The following is a 13,314-nucleotide window of genomic DNA, read 5'->3' as shown; positions in this document are numbered from 1 at the left end:
GATTATTCTGCTGGATTGAGCTGTACGTGATGGAATTGCAGCGCCGCCAAATTGGCGTAAATGCCCCCGAACGCAACCAACGACGCATGCGTGCCAGTTTCGACGATCTTGCCGTCTTCCATGACGATGATGCGGTCGGCCCGCTGCACGGTGGCCAGGCGGTGCGCGATGATGACGGTGGTGCGGCCCACCATGGCAGCTTCCAGGGCCTTTTGTACCAGGCGTTCCGATTCCGCGTCCAGCGCGCTGGTCGCTTCGTCGAGCAGCAGCAGGGGCGGGTTTTTCAGCAGGGCGCGGGCGATGGCGATGCGCTGGCGCTGGCCGCCGGACAGGCGCACGCCCCGTTCGCCGAGGAAGGATTTATAGCCGTTCGGCAGGCGCTCGATGAATTCGTGGGCCGCCGCCATTTTTGCGGCCGCGATGACTTCCTCGTCGCTGGCGCCGGCACGGCCATAGCGGATGTTTTCCATGGCGTCGTTTGAAAAGATCACGGTATCTTGCGGCACGATGCCGATGGCGTCGCGCAGGGTGTGCAGGTCGAGCTGCTTGATATCCACGCCATCGAGGCGGATGCTGCCGCTTTGCGGGTCATAAAAACGCAGGAACAGCTGGAACAGGGTGGTTTTGCCGGCGCCGGAAGGACCGACGACGGCTACCGTTTCGCCGGCGCGGATATCGAGGCTGACGTGGTCCAGCGCGTGGGTGTCCGGGCGCGACGGATACGAGAACATGACATCGTCCAGCGACAGCGAAGCGCCGTTCGCGGCGCGCGCGGGCAGCGGCAGGGGCTTGATTGGCGACTCGATTTCCGATTTGACGGCCATCAGTTCCAGCAGGCGCTCGGTGGCGCCGGCGGCGCGCTGCGCTTCGCCCATCACTTCGGACAGGGCGCCGATGGCGCCGGCCACGATGGACGCGTACAGGATGAACTGGCCCAGATCTCCGCCCGTCATCGATCCTTCCAGCACGGCGCGCGCGCCCAGCCACAGCACGAAGACGATGGTGCCGAAGACCAGCAAAATCGCGATCATGGTCAGCAGGGCGCGGGCGCGGATGCGGCGCATGGCCGTCATGAAGGCGCCTTCGACGGAGTCGCCAAAGCGTTTCGATTCGATTTTCTCGTGCGTGAACGCCTGCACGGTGGGCATGGCATTGAGGATTTCGCCGGCCATGGCCGAAGCGTCGGCGATGCGGTCCTGCGAATCGCGCGACAGCTTGCGCACACGGCGGCCAAACACGATGATGGGCACGACGACGAGGATCAGCAAGCCGATGATGATGCCGGCCAGCTTGGCGCTGGTGACGAACAGCATCACCAGGCCGCCCAGGAACAGCAGCACATTGCGCAGGGCCATTGAGATGCTGGTGCCGACCACGGCCTGTATCAAAGTCGTGTCGGTGGTGATGCGCGACAGGACTTCGCCCGTCTGCGTGGTTTCAAAGAATGCGGGGCTTTGCGTGACGACGTGGCGGTACACGGCGCTGCGGATGTCGGCCGTGACGCGCTCGCCCAGCCACGACACCGTATAAAAGCGCGCCGCCGTGGCCAGCGCCAGGATGGACGCCACGCCGAACAGGGCGAGGAAGACCAGGTCGACATGCTGGATGCTGCTCGATCCTGCCGCGCCGCCGAAACCGAGGTCGATCATCTGCTTGAACGCGGCGGGGATGGCCAGGGTCGAGGCGGCGGCCACCACCAGTGCGATACCGGCCAGGAAGAACTGCTTGCGGTACGGCGTCAAAAAGGGCATCAAGCCCTTGAAGGCGGCCAGGCTGCCTTTCTTCAGTTCGCGGCTGGTGCCGGTGTCGGTGGACGGTGTGGTTGCGGTGGTACTCGTGCTGCCTGTTTCTGTGCTGGTTGTCATTGTTTTTCGCTTTGATTTACTTTTTGCTTGCGGTACTGTTTATAACTTCATCGGCTGCACGTAGCCCGTCATTTCCAGGTAGGCGCGGCCCACCGGCTGGCCATCGCGCTCCACCGTCACGGCGCCTTCCCAGTACACGGCGCCCGTCGAGCGGCGCGAATCGAGTTCCTGGTCCGCTTGCAGCGGCTTGATCTGCCAGCGCGTGGGGCCAGTGCGGATCTCGGTGGCGACCGGGTATTCGGCCTGCGTGCGGGGCGAGCGCCACAGCTGCGTGGGCGTGAAATCGACCTCGCCGGGAGCGTACTGCGTCATCTTGCCGGACGCATCGCGCCATGTCGCGTGCGCCCATAGTTTAGCACCTGTCTTGCTGCGGATCTGGAAGGCCATCAGGGCGCCGCCGTCAGCGAGGTTGGCGCCTATCCAGTTCCAGCCGCTGGCGTCCGCATCGAGCACCTGGCTCGACCACTCGTGATCGAGCCAGGTGGTGCCCGTCACGGCTTCCGGCTTGCCTCCCGCACGGGCGATCGTGCCACGGGTCGCAAGCTGCGGCTCGCTGTAATAGTAGCTGCTTTGCGCGGGTCGCGCGCCCTTGCGCGAGTAGCCGCCGTCACCCTGCAGCAGCACGGGCTGCGTGGGGGCCAGGGTCAGCTGCAAGCTAAAGTCGCGCGCGGCCAGGCTGACCTGGTAGCTGCCATCGGCTTGCCGCTGCATGCGCCAGTCGTCCAGTTTCACATCCGTGTTTCCCACCTTGGCGTAGGCCAGGCCGAAACCCTCGCGCGCGCTTTTTTCGTCATGCAGCAGCTTGCCCACCTTCGGGTCGGACAGGGCCGCATGGCCGATGATCAGCTGTTTCGGCGCGAAGGCGCTGGGGTTGTCCGCGTCGGACGCCGTGGCGCTGCGAAAGAAGGTCACCTGGTAGCCCAGTTGCTCGCCGCCGGCGGTTTTGACCCAGCCCGTGGCGTACCACCATTCCGTTTTATACGCGGGATGGGCGCCGAAATCGTGCGGCAGGCGCAGCGTCTGGCCGGCCGGCAGCGGCGTGACGGGGGCGAAGGCGGGCGGCGCGGCGATGGCTGCGGCGCTGCAGAACAACAGTAGATAAGTTATACGGCGCATTACCAGTCCTCCCTGACGGCGCGGATGGGGCCAGCGGACAGGGCTTGCCGGCCCGCGATGAGGGCAGTCAGGGCGGCAGCCGTCAGCAGGGCGGCGGCCACGCTGGCGATCAAGGGCCATGGCAGGTGCAGTTGCATGGTCCAGTGGAACGATTGCGGATTGACGATGAAGACCAGTACAAAGCTGATCAACAGGCCCAGAACAAAACCGGTGGCGATGCCCAGCGCCGTCAGCGCACCGCCTTCCAGCGCCAGGATGGCTAAAATCTGCCCGCGCGTCACGCCCACGTGGCGCAGCATGCCGAATTCACGCGCGCGCGCCAGGGTCTGCGCGGAAAACGTGGCGGCCACGCCGAACAGGCCGATGACGATGGCGATCGCTTCCAGCAGATACGTGACGGCAAAGCTGCGGTCGAAAATTTGCAGGCTCAGGGCACGGATGGCCGAGGGGTTCGACACTTCCAAGCTGGCGCCAAACGGCAGGGCCTTCAGGCGCTGCTGCAGCTGCTCGCCCGTGGCGTCCTTGGCCAGCCACAGGGCTGCATCGCTCACGTCATGGTCGCCCGTCAGCGCGCGGTAGTCGGCCAAAGGCATCTGGATGGCGCCGGACGAGCGCGCATAGTCGCGCCAGATGCCGGCGATGAAGAACTGGTGCAAGCCGCCCGCCAGCGGCAGGGCCATCTGCTGGCCCGGCTTGACGTTGTACAGGTCAGCCGCCGCCTCGGACAGCCAGACGGGCCGGCTACCCGCAGGCACGGGCAGGGTGTCGCCCACCAGCACCATGCTTTTGCCCGGATCGGCCAGGTTGACGGGGCGCGCCAGCAGCATCACGTTGGGGCGGTCGGGCGCCAGCGACAGCGAGCGCAGGCGCTGGAAATCCACCCTGGCCACGCCGGGCAGGGCGCTAATGGCGGCCTGTTCGCGCGGGTTCAGGCCCGCCGTGCCGCCGCTGGCGGTCGTGCGCGTATACACGTCGGCCGGCAAGATCTGCAGCAGCCAGTCATCGACGGAGACGCGGAAACTCGACACCATGATGGCCATCGCCACCATCAGGCTAAAACTCGATAACACGCCGCCCAGGGCGATGCCGGCCTGGCCGGAGGCGTTCGCCAGGCGGGCCAGGGTCAGGCTGCGCACGGGGGCGTGGCTGCTCGCGTCCGTGCGCAGCCAGGCGCGCTGCAGGACGCGGAAGACCACGGCCGCCAGTTGCGGCATCAGGGCGATGGCGCCGATCAGCAGCAGCGCGATGGATAGATAGCCGAACAGCGGCAGCTCGAACACGGGTGGCAAGAACGTCAGGGCGCCGGCCAGCAGCAAACAAGCCAGCGCGGGCCAGGTTTTTGCCAGGTGCGTCGTCACGACTTCTTCGCTGCCTGATTTCAGGGCGATGGCGGGGGCCGCGCGCGCCGCTTCCAGCGCGGGCGCCGCGCAGCCCAGCAAGGCGACGCCGAGGCCAAGGGCAAAATACACGAAGGCGGCGACGGGCGTGAATTGCACCTGCGGCTGCACGCCCGCGAAATAGCCGGCGCCCAGGTCGCCGCCGAAGAAGCGCAGGGCGACGGCCGCCATGGCATAACCGCCGGCGATGCCCAGGCCAGCGCCGACGATGCCCAGGCTGGCGCCTTCGAGCAGCACCTGGCGCAGCAATTGTCCCCGCTCCATGCCCAGCACGCGCAGCAGCGCGAACTGGCCGCGGCGGCGGATGACGGACAGCGCCTGCGTGGAAAACACCAAAAAGGCGCCCGTAAACAGGGCCACCAGGGCCAGCACCGTCAGATTGACCCGGTAGGCGCGGCTGAGGTTATTGTTGCGGCTATTCTGGTTTTCATCATTCGGCTGGCCCACCTGGAAACGCCCCGGGTATTGCGTTTCCAGTGCACGTGCGAGATCCGCCTGGAAGGCGTCGCGGTTGACGCCCTGGCGCAGTTTCAGATCGATGCGCGACAGCTTGCCCAGCTTGTTGAAGCGCCACTGCGCCGCGCCGATATCCATCACGGCGATGCGCTGGCCGGCGCGCGCGCGCTGCAGCGAACCGGCCACGCGCAGCGGCACCTGGCCCGTGCCCGATTGCAGGGCAATCGTGTCGCCCTGCGCCACACCGAGCCAGCGCAAGGCTGCCGGCGATAAAAAGATGGCGTCGTCGGCCAGGGTGTCGAAAGGCTGGCCTTCGGCGGGCGCGCCGATCAGGTCGGGCGAGATGAAGCCGGCGCGGAAGACGTCGAACGCCAGGATGTGCAGCGGGCCGCCGTCTTTCTTGCCTGCTACGCCGGCTTGCAGTTCCAGCACGGGCGAGGCCACGGCCACGCCGTCGCGCTGCGCCAGCCATGGGTAGATGCTTTCGTCGAACAGCGCTTCGCGCCCGGCCACCTGCACGTCGGCCTGGCCGGACAGGCTTTTGACGGCCGTGGAGAATTCGTTGAAGGCGGCCGCGTTGATCAAATGGATGGCAAAGCCCAAGGACACGCCGATGGCGATGGCGAGTATGGCGACGAGGGCGCGCACGGGATGCGCGCGCCATTCGCCCAGCAGCAGCCAGCGCGACAGCAGGCGCGTCGTCGCCGGGCTGGCCAGCGGCGCACTCAATGCAGACATTCGACGGCCAGGCGTTCGCCGGCGCGCCGCGCTTTCAGTTGCGCCGCGTCGCGGTTCTTGTCGCCAACGCCGACGGCGTCCTGCGCCGCCCATTTCTGCTCCAGGCGCAGCTTGGCGCACTGCTTGTCATGCGTTTCCTTCTGCCTGGCGGCCCGTTCGCGCGCCTGGTCTGCCAGATTTTCCTGCTTCTTGCGTGCCGCCTCCAGCTGGCTGGCCACCCGCTCCTGGCGCGTCGCCGCGCCCTTGTCGACGGCAGGCGGGGGCGACGGGATTTCCAGGATCTGCAACTGGCCGCCCGTGCAGGGCGCAGCGCTGTAGCTGGTCTGGCCATCCTGCACGCATTTGTAGACGTCCTGCGCGCCAGCCTGGCTGGCCAGGCCTGCGCAGATGGCGAACAGGAAGAATGGTGTTCTCACAGGATCTTCCCCGGATTCATGATGTTCTGCGGGTCTAGCGCCTGCTTCACGGCGCGCATCAGCTGCAGTTCCAGCGGCGACTTGTAGTGCGCCAGGTCGTCCTTCTTCAGCGCGCCGATGCCGTGTTCGGCCGAGATGGAACCACCAAAAGCGTGCACCTGGTCGTGCACGATGCGGTTGATGGCGTCCTGGTTGGCCAGGAAGTCGCGATCCGTCATGCCGGCTGGCGGCGCCACGTTGTAATGCAGGTTGCCGTCGCCCAGGTGGCCGAAGCACACCAGCTGGCAGCCGGGGAAGGCCGTTTCCAGGGCCACGTCCGTGACGGCGATGAAATCGGCGATGCGGGAAATCGGCAGCGAGATATCGTGCTTGATGTTCTTGCCCGCCTGCGCCTGCGCCAGCGGAATGTGCTCGCGCAGCTGCCACAGGCCTTCGGACTGCGCCACGGAACTGGCGACGACGGCGTCTTCAATCAACTCGTCTTCCAGCGCCGCGCCGATGCTCGCTTCCAGCAATTCGACGGCATGCGCCTCGGACTGGCTGCTGGACAGCTCCAGCAACACGTACTGGCCATGGGCTTCCGCAAATGGCCGTGGCAGCTGGGGAAACTGCTGCGCCACCAGTTGCAAGCAATACTGCGACATCAGTTCAAAACCCGTCAGGCTGGCGCCGCAATGGTCTTGCATCAGGCTTAATAAACGCAGGGCGTGGGCGGGAGAGGGCATGGCGGCCAGCGCCGTGATGCAGGCTTTCGGCTGCGGGTACAGTTTCATCACCGCGCCGGTAATGACTCCCAGGGTGCCTTCGGCACCGATGTACAGGTCGCGCAAATCGTAGCCGGTATTGTCCTTGCGCAGGCCGCGCAAGCCGCTCCAGATCTCGCCCTGCGGCGTGACCACTTCCAGGCCCAGGCACAGCTCGCGCGTATTGCCGTAGCGCAGCACGGCCGTGCCGCCCGCGTTCGTGGCCAAATTCCCCCCGATGGTGCAACTGCCCTCGGCCGCCAGCGACAGGGGGAACAGGCAGCCGGCGGCGGCTGCCGCTTCCTGGATAGTTTGCAAAATGCAGCCGGCGTCCACCGTGATGGTGCGGTTGACGGGGTCGAGTGCGCGGATGCTGTTCAGGCGCGCCAGCGACAGCACGATGGCCGTGCCGGCGGCGTCGGGGATGCTGCCCAATACCAGGCCCGTATTGCCGCCTTGCGGCACGACGGGGACTTGCCATTGCGCGCAGGCGCGCAGCACGCCTGCCACTTGTTCCACCGTGGCGGGGCGCAGCACGGCCAGGGCCTTGCCGGTGAACCTGTCGCGCCAGTCGGTGAGGAAGGGCGCCATGTCGGCGTCCAGGGTGAGGACATAGGTGTCGCCCAGCAGGTCGCGGCAGGCGGCGAGGAAGTCGGCTTGGTCAGGCATAGTCTGTTCGATCATTTCTTGATGCTCACTTTATTCACTTTTTCCAGCAGCTCTTTGGCCATGCGCTTGGCGGCCTTTTTGTAAGGACGCAGATACAGCACCGCGCAGGCAAAATAGATGCAGACGATGGTCGCCTCGCCCCAGGCCATCATGGCGGAGACGGGATTCGTGTCGCTGTAGCCGCGCACCACGCCCTCTGTAAAATACAGCAGGATCACCATCGATGACCATTGCAGGGTGTAGACGTCGCGCTTGATGACGCCGTACAGGGGAATGAACAGGGGCGCTGCCTTCAGCACGACCCAGGAGCCGCCCGGCTGCAGCGGCGCGACGACGGTTTCCCACAGCAGGCACCAGACGATCAGGGTGACGAGGCTGGCGATGGCGCCCCAGTGAAAATACTTGTGCAGTGCGCCGTGCATCATGCGCCTGCCAGTTTCGCGGCGTTTTCCGCCAGGCGCCGGCCCAGGGCGATGGCCAGGCGTTTTTCATCGTCGCTGAGCGCCTTGTCGCCAGCGATGCCCGACCAGTGCGTGGCGCCATACGGCGAGCCGCCGGTGGACGTCGTCATCAGTTCGGGGTGCGTGTAGGGCAGGCCCATGACCAGCATGCCGTGGTGGAAAAGGGGGATCATCATCGACAGCAGGGTCGATTCCTGGCCGCCGTGCAGGCTGCCCGTGGACGTGAACACGCAGGCGGGCTTGCCGGACAGGCTGCCAGCCAGCCAGTCGCTGGCCGTGCCATCCCAGAAGTACTTCATGGCGGCGGCCATGTTGCCGAAGCGCGTGGGCGACCCCAGGGCCAGGCCTGCGCAGTCCTGCAAGTCTTCCAGTTCCACATAAGGAGCGCCATCAGGCGGCACTTCCGGCGCCATCGCTTCCGTCACCGTCGAGACGGCGGGCACGGTGCGCAGGCGCGCGTCGCAGCCAGGCACGCTTTCCACTCCCTGGGCTATCAGCTCGGCCAGCTGGCGCGTGGCGCCATGGCGTGAATAAAACAATACGAGAATAATCAGATTGGTTGGCTTCATCATTGGTATTATAGGGCGCTTTACAGCCTGATACGACTGCTGTCATGGCGCCGTTCTGATTTTGCACATGTTTTCAAAATATATACTCCCCATCTTTCAATACCTGTGGCGCGCCCTGAGCATGGGGCTGGCCGTCGTGCGCGGCCTGACGTGGTCCGAAACGCGCGACCTGCTGCAGTTCGCGCGCCGCCGCGTGCGCGAGGAAAGCCTGCCGCAAGTGGCCGGCAGCCTGACCTTTGCCACCGTGTTTGCGCTGGTGCCGCTGCTCACGCTGGCCCTGGCCATCTTCACCACTTTCCCCCTGTTTAATACCTTCCGCCACGCGCTGGAAGACTATTTCGTGCAAAGCGTGATGCCCAAGGGGATATCGAACACCATCCTCGATTATCTGACCACGTTTGCCTCGAAAGCCACGCGCCTGTCGGCCATCGGCGCGGGTGCCCTGATCGTCACTTCGGTGGGCATGATGGGCTTGATCGAGCGCGTCTTCAACCGCATCTGGCGCGTGCGCCAGGAGCGCCGCTGGACCAAGCGCCTGCTCGTCTACTGGGCCATCGTCACCCTGGGGCCGCTGCTGGTGGGTGTCTCGCTGACGGTGACGTCGCGCCTCTTCATGGCCACCAGCGGCGTGGTGGGCGCCGTGCCTTTCATCGGCGCCGTGTTTTACACGCTGGTGTCGATCGGCCTGACCATGCTGGCGTTTACCTTGCTGTACATCGCCGTGCCGAACCGCGACGTGGACTGGCGCGACGCGGCCTGGGGCGGCTTGCTGGCGGCGCTGGCGTTCGAGGTGGCCAAGCGGGGCTTCGGTGAATTCATTCAGGAGTTCCCCACGTATTCGCGTATCTACGGCGCGCTGGCCGCCTTGCCGCTGTTCCTCGTGTGGATATACCTGAGCTGGATGATCACCCTGGTGGGCGCTTTGCTGGTGGCCGCCTTGCCCGTCGTGAAATACGAGCGCTGGTGGTACGAGGCGGCGCCGGGCAGCGAATTTGTCGACGCCGTCGCCATCCTGAAGGTGCTGCACCAGGCCTGTCACTGCGCCGATTCGGCCCTGGTGGGCGCGGCCGAGATACGCCGCAGTACGCGCCTGGGCTTCGAAGAGATGGAAACCCTGCTCGACAAGATGGTGCAGCAGGGCTGGGTGGGACGAGTCAACGTGGATGGCGCGGTGCGGGTGCAGTGGGGCAAGCGCGTGGCCGACAGCTCCGACCACTGGGTCTTGCTGGGCAATGTCAACCGCATCAGCCTGGCCGATGTCTATCGGCTGTTCGTCTTCGGCGGCATGCGCGTGAACTCCGGCTATCCGGCCGGTTCCACCAATGAGCGCGACATCCAGGCAGCCATCGATGCAGCCGCGCTGGCGGCGCAGGTGGAAAACGCCGTGGAGCAGGGACTGGGCCTGACCCTGGCGCAGCATTTCGGCGCCGTCAAATGCAGCTAGGCTAGGAGTAAACGACGGGCAGCAAGGCCGCCTGCAGCGCCACGGCGCTGAACGCCGCCGCATCGGACGCGCGCACCACGCCCAGATAATACGTATCCTCGCCACCGTGCAGGTTCACCAGGCGCAGCTGATGCGGCGCCAGATGGGTGGCGATGGCGGCCAGGCCCTCGGCCATCGCGTCGCCGTCTTGCTGGTCCGCCCAGCGGAAGTCCTGCAGCGCGGGCAAGCCGATATGCTGGGCGATGCGCGGCACTTCATCGACTGATTTCCAGTCCAGCGTGGTGCCGCGGCCGAGCGCATCGGCGGCCGTCGACCAGAGCAGGAAGAAGCACGCCGCCTCGGGCGTGTCGCCTTCGTATTCTTCTTCCGGGTCGTCTTCCGCCAGCTCTTCCAGCGTGATGTCCACGCAACGCGCGGCCAGTTCTGCATCGCCTTGCAAGAGCAGGGCAGCCATGGCGCGCAATTGCTCGCGGTTGGCCTTGGCCAGGATCTGCGCGGGGGTGTAGCTGCGGCGCTTGGTGGGCTTTTTCTCGGCCTTCTTCTTGCCCAGGCCCATGGCCTCGCTCAACTGGGCCGTGATGTCGGCCTTGAAGTTTTCCAGGGTATCGAGTTGTTCCAGCAGCTTGCCCGTGAAATCCATGCTCCAGGCCATTCCATCCTTGACGACATGCAGATAGTCGCTTTGCACCGTTACGCCATGCAAGTGATGCGCGGGCGGGTACAAGGGCGTGAAGGCCGGCTTGCCGTCGAGTTTCAGCATGCACGCCAGGCCATCTCTATCGATGGCGTAGATCAGGTTCTTGCGCACTTTTGGCGGCGCCGAGGTGTGGGCGCAATCGATGTACCTGTATCGGCACGGCGCCAGCAAGTCACCGTGGATATTGGCCAGGCCGAAGAGGCTGTCCTGGCTGACGATGGCGATCTTTTTCTTCGTGCCGAAATCCTGCGTGGAGCTGTAGGCGGGCGGCAGTAGCACTTTGCCCGTGGCGTCGAGCACGCCGCAGACATTGCGCTCGTCGGCACCGTCCGTCTGACGCTCGATGTCGATATAGCCGTCCTCTCGCTGGCAGATGTTGTCTACCTTATCCATCAGCAGGGCGCCATCGGGCAGACGCAGCAAGCGGCTGGCGCCATCGGGCGCGATTTGCTGCACCAGATGGGTATTGATCACATACAGGGCGCCGGGGGCGGGCGGCAGCACCACGGTGCCGTTCAAATCGAGCACGCCGTGTGCGTCGGGGTGGGCCATCGTGGCAAACGTGATCCAGCCGTCATCCGCGTGGCGCGCCCCCAGTTCCGCCACGTTCAGCGACAGCGGCACGATCCAGCGCCCATACGGCGTGACCAGGCCCAGGATATCGGGCTGCCCGGCCTTGCTCACTTCATAGCACAAGGATTTTTCTACCCATGCGCGTACTTCGAGGCCCTGCAGGAACGGTACATCTTCCGCATCGAGTTCCTCGACATCGGCCAGCTGCGCGTCGGCCGTGGCGGACCAGTAGCCGGTGGCAGGCGATGCGGCACCGGCGGCCAGCAGGGGCGCCAGGGCTTCCTTGTCGCCACGCAGCAGGGCAAGGTGCAAGGCTTGCGCCTCGGCGCGCAGGGCGTCGAGTGCGGCGGCGTATTCCGGCGTGTCGATATCGTGGTGGACCAGCTGTACGCAATCGAGGATCAGCCACGCCTGGCCGCCCGCCAGCAGGGTGCTGATGCCGGCGCGCGCGACGATGGCGGCCGCGTCGCGCGGCTTGTCCATCAAGGCGGACAAGGCTTGCCAGCTGGCTTGCGCCTGGACCATTGGCGCGGCCAGCACGCAGGGGCAGTCTTCGCCATCGCCGTAGATGGGCCAGGCGGCGGCTTGCGTGCCGGCGCCGATGAGCAGCTTGAACAGCATGGGCATGTCCAGCCGCCATTCGGCCAGGCCGGTAATCGTCTCGGTGTCGAAGCCGGCCTGGCCGGGCAGGAAGGCGGTGCTGAACAGGGCTGCGGTATTGATCATTGATATTTGTCTGAAAGTGAACGGGGGATTTACGGCGCTGGCGGCATGACCCAGTGGGCCAGCGCGCTGCGCTCCAGGCCCAGGTGTTTGGCCGCGGCGGCCGCTTCGAAGGCCCACAGGCCGTAGTAGCCGCCCAGGCCCTGCGCGCGCAAATGACCGTTGAACCAGTCTTCGCGCACCAACGCGCCATGCCAGCTGGCCAGGTAGTGCCGCAGGTGTTCCAGCTGCTGCGCGGCATCGTCCGCGTCCAGGCACTCGAACAGGGCCGAGTAGGGCTCGGCGAAATACCATACCTCGACGGCGGAACGCTGGGGATCGATGGTCGACAGCAGTGCCTCAACCACGCCGTCTTCGCCATCGAAGGCCGTCTGCAGGGCGGCCAGGCGGGCAGCCAGGTCGTGGCGGCCGAACAGCAGGGCGGCGCCCAGCAACTGCAGCGTGCGCGCATAGTCCGTCAACTGTTCGAAATCAAAGGCGGGCAAGGCATCGTCATCGTAGGCTGCGGCCAGGGCCGCGCGCGCCGTTTCGCAGGCGGCGATGGCCGCTTCCAGCGCCGTTTCCACGTCAGGCAAGGGCAAGCCTGCCGTGTAGCGCAGCGAGAATACCTGGTACGCCGTGCTGGCGGCCGCGCACGCCCAGTAGGCGCAATCGCCGCCATCGATTTCCGCCTGCACCTGTGCGCGTCCGTAGGCGGCCAGCAGGGCGTCGAGGTAAGTCAGATTGCGGCTAAAGTCGAATGCAGTGCCGAACATCTCGGGCGGCGTCTGGCGCGGCGCGTGGGGCCAGGACGTGGACGAAACCGGGCAGGTGGCGGCGCATTCGCGCTGGATGGCCCAGTCGGCGAAGATTTGCTGCAGATACTGCGCCGTTTCGTCGTCGTGGACGATGGCGCCGACGCCCACCATGGTCGTGCCCAGCAGGGTGTAACCAGGGAAGCGGCTGCTTTCGTAGGCGATGGTGGTCACGCTCTGGATGGTTCTGCCGTCGCTCAGGTCGCGCACGCGAAAATACACGTCGTCCCAGCCGGCCAGCGGTGGCGCTGGCGCTTCATTTGGCAGGGCGGTCCAGCTGCCGTCGTCCTGCTCTTCATAGGCGTCGAGCAGTTCGTCGAGGCCACCCGGGCGGTCGATGCGGTTGTTGGCGTCGTATTGCAGATCCAGTTCGGCCGCGAAGGCTGCCGCGTGGCGGCCCTCGAAGACCAGGTACTGGGAGCTCGTGGTGCCGACCAGCAGATCCGTGTGCTGGCCCGCCACGACCAGCGCCTGCGGCAGCCGGCACCATTGGTAGTACGGAATGCCGGCCATGGGGCCGCCTTCGTCCGCCAGCGGGTTAGTGAAGCGCAGCTGTTCCAGCCATTTGTAACGTTCGTGCCGCTGCGCTTCCGTGCCGCTGCCGCGGCCAGTCAATTCTTCAAACAGGGTATTCAACAACATCATCCGTCTAT

General features: G+C 65.8%; 10 protein-coding genes. 1 reads left to right on the top strand and 9 read right to left on the bottom strand.

Annotated elements, in window-relative coordinates; all coding sequences use genetic code 11:
* Nucleotides 1-2 precede the first annotated feature (2 nt).
* The 7 genes from CNX70_RS17530 to wrbA are packed head-to-tail and all read right to left on the bottom strand — an operon-like array spanning nucleotide 3 to nucleotide 8,430.
* Nucleotides 3-1,865 carry an ABC transporter transmembrane domain-containing protein gene (locus CNX70_RS17530; RefSeq protein ID WP_096235761.1) on the bottom strand — a complete coding sequence of 621 codons (1,863 nt, stop codon included), beginning with the start codon at nucleotides 1,863-1,865 and terminating at the stop codon, nucleotides 3-5.
* A gap of 39 nt (nucleotides 1,866-1,904) precedes the next feature.
* On the bottom strand, nucleotides 1,905-2,981 hold the full coding sequence (locus CNX70_RS17525; protein WP_096235760.1) for a lipocalin-like domain-containing protein: 1,077 nt from the start codon (nucleotides 2,979-2,981) through the stop codon (nucleotides 1,905-1,907).
* Nucleotides 2,981-5,572 (bottom strand): FtsX-like permease family protein, encoded by a 2,592-nt coding sequence (locus CNX70_RS17520; RefSeq protein ID WP_096235759.1) that lies wholly within the window; start codon nucleotides 5,570-5,572, stop codon nucleotides 2,981-2,983. Before CNX70_RS17520 ends, CNX70_RS17525 begins: the two co-directional genes overlap by 1 nt.
* On the bottom strand, nucleotides 5,560-5,988 hold the full coding sequence (locus CNX70_RS17515; protein ID WP_096235758.1) for a DUF4124 domain-containing protein: 429 nt from the start codon (nucleotides 5,986-5,988) through the stop codon (nucleotides 5,560-5,562). Before CNX70_RS17515 ends, CNX70_RS17520 begins: the two co-directional genes overlap by 13 nt.
* Entirely contained in the window at nucleotides 5,985-7,400 is a 1,416-nt protein-coding gene (locus CNX70_RS17510; RefSeq protein WP_244198840.1) for an FAD-binding oxidoreductase, read from the bottom strand. The genes CNX70_RS17515 and CNX70_RS17510 overlap by 4 nt, the downstream gene beginning before the upstream one ends.
* Before the next feature lie 11 nt (nucleotides 7,401-7,411).
* Nucleotides 7,412-7,822, bottom strand: a complete 411-nt coding sequence (locus CNX70_RS17505) for a DUF2069 domain-containing protein (RefSeq protein WP_425269256.1) — start codon at nucleotides 7,820-7,822, stop codon at nucleotides 7,412-7,414.
* A complete protein-coding gene (wrbA, locus tag CNX70_RS17500) occupies nucleotides 7,822-8,430 on the bottom strand; it encodes an NAD(P)H:quinone oxidoreductase (RefSeq protein WP_096238523.1) in 609 nt (202 codons plus the stop codon). The genes CNX70_RS17505 and wrbA overlap by 1 nt, the downstream gene beginning before the upstream one ends.
* Before the next feature lie 67 nt (nucleotides 8,431-8,497).
* On the opposite strand from wrbA, the gene CNX70_RS17495 reads away from it, so the two are divergent.
* On the top strand, nucleotides 8,498-9,874 hold the full coding sequence (locus tag CNX70_RS17495; protein WP_244198839.1) for a YihY family inner membrane protein: 1,377 nt from the start codon (nucleotides 8,498-8,500) through the stop codon (nucleotides 9,872-9,874).
* 1 nt (nucleotide 9,875) lies between these two features.
* On the opposite strand, the gene CNX70_RS17490 is transcribed toward CNX70_RS17495, so the two are convergent.
* Together CNX70_RS17490 and CNX70_RS17485 are read right to left on the bottom strand one after the other, a co-directional pair.
* On the bottom strand, nucleotides 9,876-11,870 hold the full coding sequence (locus CNX70_RS17490) for a DUF6630 family protein (RefSeq protein WP_096235755.1): 1,995 nt from the start codon (nucleotides 11,868-11,870) through the stop codon (nucleotides 9,876-9,878).
* A gap of 29 nt (nucleotides 11,871-11,899) precedes the next feature.
* A complete protein-coding gene (locus CNX70_RS17485; RefSeq protein ID WP_096235754.1) occupies nucleotides 11,900-13,306 on the bottom strand; it encodes a PoNe immunity protein domain-containing protein in 1,407 nt (468 codons plus the stop codon).
* Nucleotides 13,307-13,314: the final 8 nt, after the last annotated feature.

The sequence above is a fragment of the Janthinobacterium svalbardense genome (genome assembly GCF_002327145.1).
In the GTDB taxonomy this organism is placed as follows: domain Bacteria; phylum Pseudomonadota; class Gammaproteobacteria; order Burkholderiales; family Burkholderiaceae_D; genus Janthinobacterium; species Janthinobacterium tructae.
The sequence above is the reverse complement of the archived record's forward strand: the minus strand, read 5'-3'. Positions and strand labels throughout refer to the sequence as shown.

Bases quoted from the DNA above. Each gene is read 5' to 3' on its own strand.
- CNX70_RS17530 (WP_096235761.1), bottom strand. From the start codon at position 1,865: ATGACAACCAGCACAGAAACAGGCAGCACGAGTACCACCGCAACCACA.
- CNX70_RS17525 (WP_096235760.1), bottom strand. From the start codon at position 2,981: ATGCGCCGTATAACTTATCTACTGTTGTTCTGCAGCGCCGCAGCCATC.
- CNX70_RS17520 (WP_096235759.1), bottom strand. From the start codon at position 5,572: ATGTCTGCATTGAGTGCGCCGCTGGCCAGCCCGGCGACGACGCGCCTG.
- CNX70_RS17510 (WP_244198840.1), bottom strand. From the start codon at position 7,400: ATGCCTGACCAAGCCGACTTCCTCGCCGCCTGCCGCGACCTGCTGGGC.
- CNX70_RS17505 (WP_425269256.1), bottom strand. From the start codon at position 7,822: ATGCACGGCGCACTGCACAAGTATTTTCACTGGGGCGCCATCGCCAGC.
- wrbA (WP_096238523.1), bottom strand. From the start codon at position 8,430: ATGAAGCCAACCAATCTGATTATTCTCGTATTGTTTTATTCACGCCAT.
- CNX70_RS17495 (WP_244198839.1), top strand. From the start codon at position 8,498: ATGTTTTCAAAATATATACTCCCCATCTTTCAATACCTGTGGCGCGCC.
- CNX70_RS17490 (WP_096235755.1), bottom strand. From the start codon at position 11,870: ATGATCAATACCGCAGCCCTGTTCAGCACCGCCTTCCTGCCCGGCCAG.
- CNX70_RS17485 (WP_096235754.1), bottom strand. From the start codon at position 13,306: ATGATGTTGTTGAATACCCTGTTTGAAGAATTGACTGGCCGCGGCAGC.